General features: G+C 57.5%; 9 protein-coding genes. 3 read left to right on the top strand and 6 right to left on the bottom strand.

Features of this window, described 5'->3' with window-relative positions; genetic code table 11:
- Window position 1 precedes the first annotated feature (1 nt).
- From dmsA to lrp, 6 genes are all read right to left on the bottom strand, one after another.
- Window positions 2-2,446, bottom strand: a complete 2,445-nt coding sequence (dmsA, locus tag DG357_RS07805; RefSeq protein WP_028012559.1) for a dimethylsulfoxide reductase subunit A — start codon at window positions 2,444-2,446, stop codon at window positions 2-4.
- Window positions 2,447-2,657: 211 nt separating this feature from the next.
- Complete coding sequence (gene serS / locus DG357_RS07800) at window positions 2,658-3,950, bottom strand: serine--tRNA ligase (RefSeq protein WP_008499983.1); 1,293 nt, start codon at window positions 3,948-3,950, stop codon at window positions 2,658-2,660.
- Between the two features lie 92 nt (window positions 3,951-4,042).
- Entirely contained in the window at window positions 4,043-5,386 is a 1,344-nt protein-coding gene (gene rarA, locus DG357_RS07795) for a replication-associated recombination protein RarA (protein WP_088204939.1), read from the bottom strand.
- Window positions 5,387-5,395: 9 nt separating this feature from the next.
- On the bottom strand, window positions 5,396-6,010 hold the full coding sequence (gene lolA, locus DG357_RS07790) for an outer membrane lipoprotein chaperone LolA (protein ID WP_028012557.1): 615 nt from the start codon (window positions 6,008-6,010) through the stop codon (window positions 5,396-5,398).
- 127 nt (window positions 6,011-6,137) lie between these two features.
- Window positions 6,138-9,833 (bottom strand): DNA translocase FtsK 4TM domain-containing protein, encoded by a 3,696-nt coding sequence (locus DG357_RS07785; protein ID WP_049136503.1) that lies wholly within the window; start codon window positions 9,831-9,833, stop codon window positions 6,138-6,140.
- A gap of 135 nt (window positions 9,834-9,968) precedes the next feature.
- On the bottom strand, window positions 9,969-10,463 hold the full coding sequence (gene lrp, locus DG357_RS07780; protein WP_000228469.1) for a leucine-responsive transcriptional regulator Lrp: 495 nt from the start codon (window positions 10,461-10,463) through the stop codon (window positions 9,969-9,971).
- Window positions 10,464-11,007: 544 nt separating this feature from the next.
- Between lrp and trxB the strand changes: the two genes are divergently transcribed.
- The 3 genes from trxB (at window position 11,008) to cydC (ending at window position 15,578) form a co-directional block, all read left to right on the top strand.
- A complete protein-coding gene (gene trxB / locus DG357_RS07770; protein WP_028012555.1) occupies window positions 11,008-11,976 on the top strand; it encodes a thioredoxin-disulfide reductase in 969 nt (322 codons plus the stop codon).
- Between the two features lie 114 nt (window positions 11,977-12,090).
- Window positions 12,091-13,857 (top strand): heme ABC transporter permease/ATP-binding protein CydD, encoded by a 1,767-nt coding sequence (cydD, locus tag DG357_RS07765; protein WP_028012554.1) that lies wholly within the window; start codon window positions 12,091-12,093, stop codon window positions 13,855-13,857.
- Window positions 13,857-15,578 (top strand): heme ABC transporter ATP-binding protein/permease CydC, encoded by a 1,722-nt coding sequence (cydC, locus tag DG357_RS07760; protein ID WP_088204938.1) that lies wholly within the window; start codon window positions 13,857-13,859, stop codon window positions 15,576-15,578. The genes cydD and cydC overlap by 1 nt, the downstream gene beginning before the upstream one ends.
- The last annotated feature ends 7 nt before the right edge of the window (window positions 15,579-15,585 follow it).

The following is a 15,585-nucleotide window of genomic DNA, read 5'->3' as shown; positions in this document are numbered from 1 at the left end:
CTTAAACCTTTTCAACCTGGACAAGGTTTGTGTGAGACGGGTTGCCTTTCGCCAGCGGCGACGGACGCTGCGTGGTCAGGACGTTAATACTGCCTGCCTGGTCGATGCGGTTGGCATCCGGGCTGTACCAGGCCCCTTCCCCCAGTGCCACTACGCCAGGCATCATGCGCGGTGTCACTTTGGCTTCAATGTGTACCTCGCCGCGACCGTTAAAGATACGCACGCGATCCCCGTTACGGATACCACGTGCTTTGGCATCCATCGGGTTGATCCACATCTCCTGGCGGCAGGCGGCCTTCAGTACGTCAACGTTACCGTAGGTGGAGTGCACGCGCGCCTTGTAGTGGAAACCGGTCAGCTGCAGCGGGAATTTCGCCGTCAGCGGATCGTTATAGTTTTCGAACCCCGGCGTGTAGATCGGCAGCGGATCGATAACATCTCCTTCCGGCAGCTCCCAGGTAGACGCGATTTTTGCCAGCGCTTCGGAGTAGATTTCGATTTTGCCCGACGGCGTGGTCAGCGGATTCGCCTGCGGATCTTCACGGAACGCTTTATACGCCACGTGATGCCCTTCCGGGTCACGCTGCTTGTACATGCCCTGCTTGCGGAAGGTGTCGAAGTCCGGCAGATCGGGAATTGCTTTACGAGAGAGCTCGTGCAGATGGCGCATCCACCCTTCCTGAGTACGCCCTTCGGTAAACTGCTGTTCGACGCCCAATCGCTTCGCCAGTTCGGAGGTCATCTCATAGATGGTTTTGCACTCGAAGCGCGGCTTGATGGCCTGGTCGGTAAAGATCACGTAGGACATGTTGCCGCAGGAAGCGTCCAGCGCGAAATCCATCTGCTCAGACGCGGTGCAGTCCGGCAGCAGAATATCGGCATATTTTGCCGAGGAGGTCATGTGGCAGTCGATCACCACAATCATCTCGCACTTCTTGTCGTCCTGCAGAATTTCATGGGTGCGGTTGATTTCCGAGTGCTGGTTGATAAGGCAGTTGCCGGCATAGTTCCAGATCATCTTGATCGGCACATCCAGCTTGTCTTTACCCCGAACGCCGTCACGCAGCGCGGTCATTTCCGGACCGCGCTCGATCGCGTCAGTCCACATAAACATGGAGATGCTGGTCTGTACCGGGTTATCCAGCGTCGGCATCCGCTCAAACGGCACTTCATAAGAACCTTCGCGCGCGCCGGTGTTACCGCCATGAACGCCGACGTTGCCGGTCAGAATTGAAAGCATGGAGATAGCGCGGGTGGCGATTTCACCGTTCGCATGACGCTGCGGTCCCCAGCCCTGGCTGATATAGGCCGGTTTAGCTGAACCTATCTCACGCGCCAGCTGAACAATGCGCTCGACCGGAATACCGGTGATGGTGGAGGCCCACTCCGGCGTTTTCGCTACGCCGTCGCTGCCCTGGCCGAGAATATATGCCTTGTAGTGACCATTGGCAGGGGCACTGGCTGGCAGCGTTTTCTCGTCATAACCGACGCAGTATTTATCTAGGAACGGCTGATCGACGAGGTTTTCAGTAATCATCACCCACGCCAGCGCGGAAACCAGAGCCGCATCGGTACCGGGACGAATGGGGATCCACTCATCTTCGCGCCCGGCACCGGTGTCGGTATAGCGCGGATCGATAATGATCATGCGGGCATTAGATTTGGCGCGGGCCTGTTCGAGGTAGTACGTCACCCCGCCGCCGCTCATGCGGGTTTCGCCCGGGTTGTTACCGAACAGGACGACTAGCTTACTGTTTTCGATATCGGACGGGCTGTTGCCGTCGGCCCAGCCGCCGTAGGTATAGTTCAGACCTGCGGCAATCTGTGCGGAAGAGTAGTCGCCGTAGTGGTTAAGATAACCGCCGCAGCAGTTCATCAGACGCGCGACCAGCGTTTTACCCGGTGGCCAGGAGCGGGTCAGCGTGCCGCCCAGCGTCCCGGTGCCATAGTTCAGATAGATGGACTCGTTGCCGTACTCTTTGATCAGGCGCTGCATGTTGGTGGCGATAATGTCGTAGGCTTCGTCCCAGCTAATGCGCTCAAACTTCCCTTCCCCACGCTTACCGACACGCTTCATTGGGTATTTCAGACGATCCGGGTTGTAGACGCGGCGACGCATGGAGCGACCGCGCAGGCAGGCGCGAACCTGGTGTAACCCTTCGTAGTTATCGTCCCCGGTGTTGTCGGTTTCGACATACTTAATTTCGCCATCCACCACATGCATACGCAGCGGACAACGGCTACCGCAGTTTACGGTACACGCACTCCACACCACTTTTTCCGGAGCTGCGGCTGCGGATAGTGCGTCCGCCGCCGACGCCAGCCGGGTAAAAGGGAGCGTGAAGGCGCTGCTGGCTACAGCCAGGCCGCCTATTGCCGTGGTTTTCATCAACCCACGGCGAGTGACCTCGGCAGCCATTAACGCTTCAGGCGCTTTGATTTTCATAGAGACTCACTTTGGTTGCTCACAAAGAAAAGAGAGGCGGCACGAACCGCTATATAGTTTTGTAAATAACGAATTTCTTCGTTATCAGCGTCTTATGCTGACTTTCATTCGGAGGAGTATTACTACTTTAGAGGGAGGGGGTATTGCGTCGTGTCAATTCAGAGGCATAAAAAAAGCGCCCGAAGGCGCTTTTTTGTTGTGAGGCAAAGAATTAGCCGATGTACTGCTGGCCTTTCATGTATGGACGCAGCACTTCAGGGATCTCGATGCGGCCATCTGCCTGCTGGTAGTTTTCCAGCACGGCAACCAGCGTACGGCCAACAGCCAGACCAGAACCGTTCAGGGTATGCACCAAACGGGTTTTCTTGTCAGATTTGCTGCGGCAGCGTGCCTGCATGCGGCGTGCCTGGAAATCCCAGACGTTAGAGCAGGAGGAGATTTCACGGTAGGTGTTCTGTGCAGGCACCCAGACTTCCAGGTCGAAGGTTTTGCAGGCACCAAAGCCCATGTCACCGGTGCACAGCGCCATGCGGCGATACGGCAGGCCCAGCAGCTCCAGCACTTTTTCCGCATGGCCAGTCATCTCTTCCAGCGCGTCCATGGATTCTTCCGGACGGACAATCTGCACCATCTCGACTTTGTCGAACTGGTGCATACGGATCAGACCACGGGTGTCGCGACCGTAAGAACCGGCTTCTGAACGGAAGCACGGAGAGTGTGCCGTCAGCTTGATTGGCAGATCGTCTTCGTCAATGATCTCATCACGCACGAGGTTAGTCAGCGGCACTTCCGCGGTTGGGATTAGCGCGTAGTTGCTGCTGTCTGCTTCTTCATCCAGCGGACGGGTATGGAACAGATCGCCGGCAAATTTCGGCAGCTGGCCCGTACCGTACAGCGTATCGTGGTTGACCAGATACGGCACGTAGGTTTCGCTGTAGCCATGCTGCTCGGTGTGCAGATCCAGCATGAACTGCGCCAGCGCGCGGTGCAGATGGGCAATCTGGCCTTTCATCACCACGAAGCGAGAACCGGTCAGCTTAACCGCTGCCGCAAAGTCCAGGCCCGCGTGCATTTCGCCCAGCGTCACGTGATCGCGCACTTCGAAGTCAAACTCGCGAGGCGTACCCCAGCGCTTCACTTCAACGTTGTCGTTCTCGTCTTTGCCGACAGGCACGCTGTCGTCAGGAATGTTCGGGATAGCCAGAGCGATGTCACGAATTTCGGCCTGAAGAACGTCCAGCTCCGCTTTCGCCTGATCCAGCTCTTCACCCAGCTTGTTCACTTCCAGGCGTAATGGCTCAATATCTTCCCCGCGCGCTTTCGCCTGGCCAATGGATTTCGATCGAGAGTTACGCTCTGCCTGCAGATTTTCAGTTTGTACCTGCAGTACTTTACGACGCTCTTCAAGAGCGCGCAGCTTATCTACATCCAGCTTAAAGCCCCGGCGTGCCAGTTTTTCAGCGACTGCGTCTGGCTCATTACGCAGCAGATTGGGATCGAGCATGCTTATCCTGTGCTTATCGAATTAAAATAGGAAATGTGACCACAGCCTGCGGTCACAAGGATACAATTGCCAACATTACCGCAACGATTGAACTAACGGTAGCGTTTTATAGGGCTATTTTGATCCTGTCCGGCGAGCCAGGTGAGCTTTTCACCAATCTTGCCTTCAAGACCTCTGTTTGTGGGATGATAATAGCGCGTTTGTGCCATCTCCTGCGGGAAATATTCCTCTCCAGCGGCGTAGGCGTTAGGCTCATCATGGGCGTAGCGATACTCCTGCCCGTAACCCATCTCTTTCATCAGTTTGGTTGGCGCATTGCGCAGATGAACCGGCACATCGTAGTCCGGGCGCTCGCGCGCATCCGACATCGCCGCTTTGAAGGCGGTATACACTGCATTGCTTTTCGGTGCGCAGGCCAGATAGACAATTGCCTGCGCAATGGCGCGTTCGCCTTCCGCCGGGCCTACGCGGGTGAAGCAGTCCCAGGCTGAAAGCGCAACCTGCATGGAGCGCGGGTCAGCATTGCCAACATCTTCTGACGCAATCGCCAGACAGCGGCGCGCAACGTATAGCGGATCGCCACCTGCGGTAATGATACGTGCGTACCAGTAGAGCGCCGCATCCGGCGCGCTGCCGCGCACCGACTTATGCAGCGCCGAGATCAGGTCGTAGAAACGGTCGCCTTTATTATCGAAACGCGCGCTGCGCTCGCCGGCAATTTCCGTGAGCAGTTCAGGCTTCAATACGCGCTTGCCCGCATCGTCCACTTCGGCCATATCGGCCATCATTTCGAGCGTGTTCAGCGCGCGGCGCGCATCGCCGTTGACCAGCTCCGCAATCGCACGTCGCGTTTCGTCAGGCAGAACGATATCCTGCCCGCCGTAACCCCGCGCTTTGTCGTCCATTGCCTGGGTCAGAACCTTTTCGATATCTTCCGTGGTCAGGGATTTAAGCAGGTAGACGCGGGCGCGGGACAGCAGCGCCGAGTTGAGTTCAAACGACGGGTTTTCGGTGGTCGCACCAATGAAGAAGATCGTCCCGTCCTCAATGTGCGGCAGGAAAGCATCCTGCTGGCTCTTGTTGAAGCGGTGGACTTCATCGACAAAGAGAATGGTGCGGCGTCCGGCATTACGGTTCTGACGCGCGCGCTCGATCGCCTCGCGGATCTCCTTCACGCCAGACGTTACCGCCGAGATACGCTCAACGTCCGCGTTGGCATAGCGGGCGATCACTTCAGCGAGCGTGGTTTTTCCGGTGCCGGGCGGCCCCCAGAGGATCATGGAGTGCAGATGCCCCGCCTCAATAGCGCGCGGCAAGGGTTTCCCCGCAGCCAGCAGATGCTGCTGACCGATGTACTGCGCTAAATTTTCTGGCCGCATACGGGCGGCCAGAGGTTGAAACGCATTATCTGAAAAATCGAGCGACAGGTTGCTCACTCACGCCTCTTACTTATTGCGTTGGTCGTCCACCGTTACGCCCTGCGGCGGGGTAAAGGTGAATTTCGATGCGTCAACGGCGCCGTTTTGCTGAGACTTAAGCTGGTAGCTGCTGCGCTGATCGTCCTGCTCAACCGCGCCGAACTGATTAATGGTACCGTTGGTGCTTACGTTGATGGTGAACTGCTTCAGATTGCCGTTGCTGCCTTTCGGCGTCAGGACAAACTCATCACCGTTCTGTTTAATGTTGTACTGCTGCCAGTCGCTGGTCTGGTTGCGGGCGATCAGCATAAACGGCGTATTGCTGGTCGCGTCTTTCAGCCAGGTCGCAGTGGCCTGCTCAACAAACGGGTTGAAGAACCACAGGGTTTTACCGTCAGAAACCAGGATGCTCTCATCCGGCTGGGTCATATGCCAGTTAAACAGATTGGGGCGTTTCACCCACAAATCACCCTGTCCTTCCTGCACCGCGTTGCCGCTGCCGTCCGTCACTTTTTGCGTGAAGCTGGCGTGGAAGCTGCTTACTTTATCCAGTCGGCTTTTAAGGTCGCTGGCTGCATCAGCCCAGACGCTGCTGGCTACAAAACTGGTGAGTAATGCACAGGCGATGGCGATTTTTTTCATTGTTATTCCTTAAAATACGTCTTCCCGAAATGGGGTTTCCGTTTCTATTCTGGACCTGCCAGAAGGCAGGCGACAGAAGAATATGCTTAATTTTTGCTGATTTACCCTTCTTTGCAATCGCTGAAGGTTAATCAAACGGCGGCGGAGCCAGCACCTCACGGTTACCGTTGTGCCCCTGCTCGCTCACAATGCCCTGCGCTTCCATCTGCTCGATGATGCGCGCCGCGCGGTTATAGCCAATGCGGAACTGACGCTGCACGCCAGAGATGGATGCTTTGCGTTTTTCAGTAACGAAATTAACCGCCTGGTCGAATAACGGATCCAGCTCTTCGCCACCGTCAAAGCCACCACCGCCGCCTTCGCTTTCGCTGTCGGAGGTAATGCCGTCAACGTACTGCGGACGTCCGCGCGCCTTCCAGTCCTGCACCACGGCGTGTACTTCCTGGTCGCGAACAAACGCGCCGTGTACGCGCACCGGAGAGGTGGAGTTCGGGCCGGAGTACAGCATGTCACCCATTCCCAGCAGCGACTCAGCGCCGCCCTGGTCAAGAATGGTACGGGAGTCGATTTTGCTCGAAACGGTAAACGCAATACGGGTCGGAATATTCGCCTTAATCAGACCGGTGATAACGTCCACGGACGGACGCTGGGTCGCCAGCACCAGGTGAATACCTGCCGCACGCGCTTTCTGTGCCAGACGCGCGATCAGCTCTTCCACTTTCTTCCCGACGGTCATCATCAGGTCGGCGAATTCATCCACCAGCACGACGATATAAGGCAGTTTCTCCAGCACAGGATGCTGGGCATCCATGCTGTCACCCGGCTTCCAGTATGGGTCCGGAATCGGACGACCCATGCGCGCCGCCTCGGCGATCTTCTCGTTATAACCGGCCAGGTTACGCACGCCCAGCGCCGACATCAGCTTGTAGCGACGCTCCATTTCATTGACGCTCCAGCGCAGGGCGTTGGCGGCGTCCTTCATGTCGGTGACCACTTCCGTCAGCAGGTGCGGAATGCCTTCGTAGACCGACAGTTCGAGCATTTTCGGGTCGATCATGATGAAACGCACGTCTTCAGGCTGCGCTTTGTAGAGCATGCTCAGGATCATGGCGTTCACGCCGACCGATTTACCGGAACCGGTGGTACCCGCTACCAGCAGGTGAGGCATTTTCGCGAGGTCTGCCACTACCGGGTCGCCGGCGATATCTTTACCCAACACCACGGTCAGCGGAGATGGGTTATCGCGGAACTTGGTGTTATCCAGCACTTCACGCAGGTAAACGGTCTGACGTTTCTTGTTCGGCAGCTCAAGGCCAACGTACGGTTTACCCGGAATCACTTCCACCACACGTACCGCCACGGTCGACAGAGAACGCGCCAGGTCGCGGGAGAGGTTAGAAATACGCGCGGCTTTGACGCCCGGCGCCAGGTTCAGCTCGAAACGGGTGATCACCGGACCCGGTGAGTAGTTCACCACGTCCGCCTTGATGCGGAAGTCTGCCAGACGGGCTTCCACCAGACGGGCCATCTGCTCCAGGGCAAACGTATCAACCGGTTCGACTTCAGCCGGTGGCGGCGTCAACAAATCCAGCGAAGGCAGCGGCGTGCTCGGACGCTGCAGCGGACGGCTATCTCCGTTACGCATCAGCAGCGGGTGAATCAGGCTCTCCTGCGGCTGCGGTGCTGGCTGCTGGTACTGCGGCGGCTGCTGTTGTGGCTGCTGCGGTTGCGCATACGGCTGCTGAACAGGTTGCTGCGGCTGCGCGTAAGTCTGTGCCTGCGGCGCTGGCTGCTGGCGCACAGGCTCTGCTTCAGGCATCACGCTCGGGGTGAACAGTGGCTCGCTCGGGCCATCATCCACCAGATCTTTCATCGGCGAAAACTCGAAATCCGATAATGAGAACGGGTTCGCACCAGCTGGCTGTTCACCTGAGTAACGCTGCTGCTGGGTTGCCGCAAACTGACGCGCTAATTCGGCTTCAGCCGCGTCATCTTCGTCTTCCAGCATAGGTTCATCATGCTGATAGTCTTCGCCGTAGCGCTGATTCTGCTGCGCGGCGAACTGGCGCGCCAGCTCGTCCTGCTGCATTTCATCAGCATCATCTTCGTAGTCCGTCCCACGCGCTTTCTCTTCGGCCATCCGCTGGGAAGGCAGCTTGATCCCATAGGAGGCAAGCTCACGACGAGTTGGAACGCGGACGCGGTTAGGGCGAGGCAGTTGCGGACCAATTCCCTCTTTCACCTGCGGACGCGGCGCACCGCCCGTTGCCAGGCTAAAGACAGGTGCCGCCGCCGCTGCGGCTGCGGTAGCCTGCTTCACGCTTTCCGCTACGGGGGCAACAGCAGGCGTCGGGTCGACCGGTGGAACCGAAACCGACGGGGCTTTTGGCGCAGGTTCCTGCACCGGTTCAGGCACAGGCTGATACCATGCCGCCAGCTGTTCGCGCTCACGAGCACGGCGTTCTTCAACTTCTTCAAAATAGTACATTGGCGGACGAGACGGTTTCACCTCTTCCACCACCTCAGGTTCAGGCTGAGGCTCGACATAAGGCTGCACAGGTTCAACCGGTTCAGGCACGTACTCCTGATAAGGCTGGGCCACAGGCTGCTCATAGTGCTGCTGTTCATACTCAGGTTGCGGCGGCTGATAAGGCTGCTGCCACTGCTCCTGCTGCACGGGGATATAGCTCTCTGGTTCCGGCGCGATAACAGGCTCCGGCGTGTGGACACCCGGCGCGGTCTGCCAGGCAACCTGAGGCTGCTGAATAGCGGATTCCGGAGGCGGAACCGGCGCGGATGGCATCACGGCTTCGACAGGCGCGGCATACGCCTGTGATGCTGTCGTTGCGGCTGCGGCCGCGGCAACCGGCGCGGTAACGGTATGGCCGTTAAGCAGCGGATCGTATTCATCGAAATCACCCGGCATCGCACGGTTGCCGGAGAAAAGCACATCATCAGGATCGACTGTACTACCCGCCGCGCGGTACTCCACCTGCTCGTCTTCATCCATACGCTTACCGGAGAAGAGCGCCGCGTCGGTTTTACGTCCAAGCGGGTTGGCAAATTTTTCAGCAACGCGCTGGCGACGCGCCAGGGCACCGCGCAGAATACGAGCACGACGAGATTCACGACGTTGCACCGGCGCATCGTCTTCCTCTTCGTACTCATCTTCATATTCTTCTTCATCGACCCACGTGTCGTCGCGGCGGGTACGGTTGCTCGCAAAGGTCAGGATCGTCAGAATAAAGCTGCCGATTTTCTCGGCAATGCTCACCCATGACCAGCCGGTAAACAGCGTCAGCCCGGCCGCCCAGATGCAGAGCAGCGCCAGCGTACCGCCGCTGCTGTGAAGCATCGGCTGTAGCGCAGAGCTCAGCAGGCTGCCAATCACCCCACCGGAGGCGAAGTACCAGATATCATCGGCATTAATCGCCGCCAGCCCGCAGGAGGTGAGGATCAGCGCCAGGGCGCCAATCAGGCGCAGGGAAACTGCAAAATAGTCGATGTAATCATCGTTCTGACGATGACGCCATGCAAACCAGCATCCACCAATGATTATGACGGGAATAGTGTAGGCCATCACACCGAAAATGAAAAAGAGCGTGTCCGCAAGCCAGGCTCCGGGTACGCCGCCTAAATTATGGATAGGCTCATGCCACGCGGTTTGCGACCAGCTGGGATCGGAGGGGTTGAAACTGAGTAAGGCTGCCATCAGCCAGACGGCAAAAAGGGCAATAACGATCAGCAAAGCCTCGAGGAGACGACGTCCGCTGCTTAGCTTCGATAGTGTGACTTCTTTGTCTTCAGTGTATTCCTGGCTCAAGAAAGGCTCTCCAGGTATCAGGCATATCCTGCCTGTTTGCTAAAACGGACAACAGCGCCGGGGCTCCCCGGCACTGTTGCTGTATGGATTAACAGGAGTGTAATCAAACTACGCTGATTTTGCACCTGTTCCGTGTTAGCGCGTCTTAATAACCAGACGATTGCTCTGTTTGACCTCTTCCATCACCACATAGGTACGGGTGTCGTTCACGCCTGGCAGACGCAGCAGGGTTTCCCCCAGCAGCTTACGGTAGGCGGACATATCAGGCACACGGGTTTTCAACAGGTAGTCGAAATCACCGGACACCAGATGACACTCTTGAATTTCTTCAAGTTTTTGTACAGCGGCGTTAAATTGCTCAAACACATCCGGCGCACCACGATTCAGAGTAATCTCAACAAATACCAGAAGTGAGGCATCCAGATAATGCGGGTTCAGCAGAGCCGTATAGCCCTGAATAAAACCCTGTCTTTCCAGTCGGCGCACACGCTCAAGGCACGGCGTCGGGGAAAGTCCCACACGTTTTGAAAGCTCGACGTTGGAAATACGCCCATCCTTTTGCAATTCATTAAGAATGTTACGATCGATACGGTCGAGATCTTTGCCAGGGCGCTTCTTGCTATCTACCATTATTATTGTCTCTCTGTATTCCTTCCCTACTCCTGCCTGGACCCTGTGCACATCACTGTTCAGAGCCTGTACCCGTTAGTCATCACATCGCCTGTTTATGTATTAGACGCGATGCGGATTCGGGTTCTGTTGGTAAGAAGACCGCTGCCCGAAGGCTGTCACCGACATCACGTATGGCGTCTGTCCACGCCATGCGTAGATTTCACTGACACGGTAAAAATGGCATTTACGTGCATGCCTATGCGGCATACGGTTAACGCGGTTTTTTTTCTTCCTTGAATGTTTTCGCAAATGCGCAGGGGATTGTCAAAGCAAAACATCGTTTTTTAGTACAAGATGCCGGATATTCATTACGGGGGGGTATTAATCCTCATTTTACTGCTTTATAAACGAGCGGTTTTCAGTAGAAAACGTGACGTAACGGCACGGGATTCATCGGGCGCAGCTATTGCATATATCGAAAGCAAAATCCCAGTGCTCTTTTTTTACGGCAACAAATTCCCTACAATCCAGCCCATTGCCTGCCAACAACAATGGGGATCTCATGGGCACGACCAAACACAGTAAGTTGTTAATCCTTGGTTCTGGACCTGCGGGATATACCGCGGCGGTCTATGCTGCACGCGCAAACCTGCAGCCGGTACTGATCACCGGCATGGAAAAAGGCGGTCAGTTGACCACCACCACGGAAGTGGAAAACTGGCCGGGCGACCCGAACGATCTGACCGGGCCGCTGCTGATGGAACGCATGCATGAGCATGCCGCCAAATTCGAAACCGAAATCCTGTTCGACCACATTAATAAAGTGGATTTGCAGAACCGTCCGTTCCGCCTGACGGGTGACAGCGGTGAATACACCTGCGATGCGCTAATCATTGCCACCGGCGCCTCTGCCCGTTATCTCGGCCTGCCGTCTGAAGAAGCGTTCAAAGGCCGCGGCGTCTCTGCCTGTGCGACCTGCGACGGTTTCTTCTACCGTAACCAGAAAGTCGCGGTTATCGGCGGCGGTAATACCGCGGTGGAAGAAGCGCTGTACCTGGCGAACATTGCCTCTGAGGTGCATCTGATCCACCGTCGTGACACCTTCCGCGCCGAGAAGATCCTCATTAAGCGCCTGATGGATAAAGTAGCGAGCGGCAACATCGTGCTGCACACCAACCGTACCCTGGAAGAAGTCACCGGCGATCAGATGGGCGTTGCGGGTCTGCGCATTCGTGATACCCAGAACACCGATAACGTCGAAACGCTGGAAGTGGCGGGCCTGTTTGTCGCAATCGGCCACAGCCCAAACACCGCAATCTTCGAAGGCCAGCTGGAGCTGGAAAACGGCTATATCAAAGTGCAGTCCGGCATTCACGGTAACGCAACCCAGACCAGCATCCCGGGCGTGTTCGCTGCCGGTGACGTGATGGACCATATTTATCGTCAGGCGATCACCTCTGCGGGCACCGGCTGTATGGCCGCGCTGGACGCTGAACGCTACCTCGATGGACTGGCTGAACAAGGTAAATAATCTTTACAAGTCAGTAACAAACGTAAATAAAGGCGGCCACAGGTCGCCTTTATTTTTGCTCGCGTGTAACATGCAGATGTCTAATTTCTTATAACGTCACCTGCAAAATACGCAATGGAAAAAACCCGTCAACAAGAGTTAACACGCTGGCTGAAACAGCAAAGCGTTATTTCCCGCCGCTGGCTTACGATCTCCCGTCTTCTGGGGTTCGTTAGCGGTCTGTTGATTGTTGCCCAGGCATGGCTGCTGGCCCGCATTCTTAATCACATGATCATGGAGAACATTCCCCGCGAAGCGCTCCTGCTGCCCTTTATTGTTCTGATCCTGGTTTTTGTCCTGCGCGCCTGGGTGGTGTGGCTGCGTGAACGTGTCGGCTTCCACGCCGGACAGCATATCCGCTACGAGATCCGTCGTCAGGTGCTCGACCGCCTGCAGGAAGCCGGGCCCGCGTGGATCCAGGGTAAACCGGCCGGAAGCTGGGCGACGCTGATCCTTGAGCAGATCGACGATATGCACGATTACTACGCGCGCTATCTTCCGCAGATGGCGCTGGCGGTTTTTGTGCCGCTGTTGATTGTTATTGCCATCTTCCCGGTTAACTGGGTGGCGGCGCTGATCCTGCTGGGGACCGCCCCGCTGATCCCGCTGTTTATGGCGATGGTCGGCATGGGTGCGGCTGATGCCAACCGCCGCAATTTCCTGGCGCTGGGCCGGCTGAGCGGACATTTCCTCGATCGTCTGCGCGGGATGGAAACCCTGCGTATTTTTGGTCGCGGTGAAGCGGAAACCGAGAACATTCGCCTGGCATCACAGGACTTCCGCCAGCGCACGATGGAAGTGTTACGCCTGGCGTTCCTCTCATCCGGCGTGCTGGAATTCTTTACCTCGCTGTCGATTGCCCTCGTGGCGGTTTATTTCGGTTTCTCCTATCTCGGCGCGCTGGATTTCGGCCACTACGGCACAGCGGTGACCCTTTCTGCCGGTTTCCTCGCGCTCATCCTGGCTCCGGAGTTTTTCCAGCCGCTTCGCGACCTGGGGACCTTCTATCATGCCAAAGCGCAGGCCGTTGGCGCGGCCGACAGCCTGAAAACCTTCCTGGAGACGCCGCTGGCGCACCCGGAGCGTGGTGACGTGGCGCTGAACGCTAAAGAGCCGGTAACCGTCGACGCGAGCGATTTCTGCATTCTCTCGCCGGAAGGAAAAGTACTGGCTGGCCCGCTGAACTTTAGCCTGCCCGCTGGGAAACGCGTGGTGCTGGTCGGCACCAGCGGTTCAGGGAAGAGTTCTCTGCTGAATGCGTTATCCGGTTTTATGGCCTACACCGGTTCGCTGCGGATAAACAAAACTGAACTGCGTAATCTCGATCCCGACGCCTGGCGTAAGCAGCTCAGTTGGGTCGGACAAAACCCGCAGCTTCCTGCTTCCACGCTGCGCGAAAACGTGCTCCTGGCACGCCCGGATGCTCGTGAAGATGAACTCCAGTCCGTTCTCGACCGCGCGTGGGTCAGTGAATTTCTGCCGCTGCTCCCGCAGGGTGTCGATACCGTGGTAGGCGATCAGTCTGCCGGGCTGTCTGTCGGCCAGGCACAGCGCGTGGCCGTCGCCCGTGCGCTGCTGAACCCGTGCCAGCTGATGCTGCTGGATGAGCCTGCTGCCAGCCTGGATTCACACAGCGAGCAGCGCGTCATGGCGGCCCTGAGCGCCGCTTCCCTGCAGCAAACCACCCTGATGGTTACCCATCAGCTGGAAGGCATTGCTGACTGGGATGAGATCTGGGTGATGGAAAACGGTCATATTGTTGAGCAAGGCAATTACGCCGCTCTTGTTGCCGCGCAGGGGCCGTTCGCCGCCCTGCTGGCGAACCGTCAGGAGGACATCTGATGCGCGCTCTGCTGCCTTATCTTGCGCTCTATAAACGCCACAAGTGGATGCTGACGCTGGGGATCGTGCTGGCGATTGTCACGCTGCTTGCCAGCATCGGCCTGCTCACGCTTTCCGGCTGGTTCCTGTCGGCCTCCGCCGTAGCCGGGTTCGCCGGATTATACAGCTTCAACTATATGCTGCCGGCGGCAGGCGTGCGGGGTACCGCCATTACCCGTACTGCCGGACGCTATTTCGAGCGGCTGGTCAGCCACGACGCGACGTTCCGCGTCCTGCAGCACCTGCGCATTTACACCTTCAGCAAACTGCTTCCCCTCTCCCCTGCCGGGCTGGCGCGTTTTCGCCAGGGCGAATTACTGAACCGTGTCGTTGCGGATGTCGACACGCTGGACCACCTTTACCTGCGGGTGATCTCCCCGATAGTGGGCGCGTTTGTGGTGATTGTGGTAGTTACGCTGGGGCTGTCCGTTCTGGATGTTCCCGTTGCGCTGACGCTGGGCGGGATCATGCTGCTGACGCTTATCATTCTGCCGCCGCTGTTTTATCGCGCCGGGAAATCCACCGGGGAAAACCTGACGCGGCTGCGCGGGGATTACCGCCAGCAGCTGACCTCCTGGCTTCAGGGCCAGGCGGAGCTGACCATTTTTGGTGCCAGCAAGCGCTACCGTACCCGAATGGAAAGTACGGAGCTGAACTGGCATGAAGCCCAGCGCCGCCAGTCGGAACTGACGGCCTTCTCGCAGGCGCTGATGGTGTTAATCGGCGGCGTGGCGGTGATCGCCATGCTGTGGCTGGCATCCGGCGGGATTGGCGGTAATACCCAGCCAGGCCCTCTTATTGCCCTCTTTGTTTTCTGCGCGCTGGCCGCATTTGAGGCTCTGGCCCCGGTGACGGGCGCTTTCCAGCATCTTGGACAGGTGATCGCCTCTGCCCTGCGCATCACCCAGATTGCCGAACAGGAGCCTGAAGTCACGTTCAGTGCCGGGCAAACCACCGTGCCTGAGCAGGTGGCGCTGACGCTTGATAACGTGACCTTCGCCTATGACAAACAGGCGCAGAACGCGCTGGAGGGTATCAACCTTTCCGTTAATGCAGGGCAGCGGATTGCGATCCTCGGCCGTACCGGCTGCGGTAAGTCGACGCTGCTGCAGCTGCTGACCCGCGCCTGGGATCCGCAGCGCGGTCAGATTCGTTTTAATAATACGTCGCTCACTGATTTCAGCGAGCAGGCCCTGCGCAAGACCGTCAGCGTCGTTCCGCAGCGCGTGCATCTGTTTAGCGCCACTCTGCGCGATAACCTGCTGCTGGCTGCCCCAGAGGCCACTGATGATGCGCTTCGCGCCATGCTGGAACAGGTCGGTCTGCATAAGCTGCTTGAGGACGAGGGATTAAACAGCTGGCTGGGCGAAGGCGGTCGTCAACTCTCCGGCGGAGAGCTGCGCCGCCTGGCGATTGCGCGCGCGCTGCTGCACGATGCGCCGCTGATGCTGCTTGACGAGCCTACCGAAGGGCTCGATGCCACAACCGAGAGCCAAATCCTTGATTTGCTGGCCAATGTCATGACCGGTAAGACCGTCCTGATGGTCACGCACCGCCTGCGCGGACTGGCAAGTTTTGATCGGATAATTGTGATGGACAACGGACACATTATTGAGCAAGGTAGTCACGCAGAGCTGTTGGCGAAACAGGGTCGCTACTACCAGTTTAAACAGCGTCTGTAGACTATAT

This window comes from Enterobacter bugandensis (assembly GCF_900324475.1).
Taxonomy (GTDB): domain Bacteria; phylum Pseudomonadota; class Gammaproteobacteria; order Enterobacterales; family Enterobacteriaceae; genus Enterobacter; species Enterobacter bugandensis.
This window is presented reverse-complemented; position numbering and strand designations above follow the sequence as displayed.